General features: G+C 64.6%; 1 pseudogene. It reads left to right on the top strand.

The annotated features are described in order from the left end of the window. Positions 1-602, top strand: a pseudogene (locus HBA93_RS18010) (methylase); the annotation flags it as partial.

A 602-nucleotide genomic window follows, 5' to 3' on the forward strand; every position in this document is an offset into this window, starting at 1 on the left:
ACAGACCGGCAGGTCATCCACACCCATCCCGGCACCGGGGCGGAAACCCGGCTCCTGACGCACACCGAGCGCAAACGCAATCAGCCGGTTACGCTCGATGCCGCCCTGGCGGAACTGGATGATCCCCGCGCAAGATTGCTCATCAACGAGCGATCCGGTCGCTCTGCCGTTCAGGTCCCGACCACCAGCGTCATGCTGGATGATGGTGAGATCGAAAGGCGCGTGCGGCTGATCCGGCCGATGGAAGCGATGAACATTCCGGTGCGGGCGATGGGCGAGACCCATTGGATCGAGGCTGACCGTGCCGCCTTCACCACAGCCTGGAAGGCGGAACTGGCCCAGGTGCCGGAGTTCACCGACAGCATCCTGCATATGGTGACAGGGCTGCTTCTGCCGATCTGGAAACGCCTGCCGCAGGACTCCGCCCGCGTCTATCGGCTCCAGACCGACGAGGGCGAACGCATCATCGGTCGCCGGGTATCGCCGGCCTGGGCCGCCAATGCTTCGACCAGTGGCGTCACCAACAGCCTGACACCGGATGCCGCCTATGCCGCGCTGATCGAAGGTCGCACGATCCTTGATCTCGCCGAAGGGCTGCAACT

It is taken from the genome of Ochrobactrum sp. SFR4 (genome assembly GCF_019730395.1).
Classification (GTDB): Bacteria; Pseudomonadota; Alphaproteobacteria; order Rhizobiales; family Rhizobiaceae; genus Pseudochrobactrum.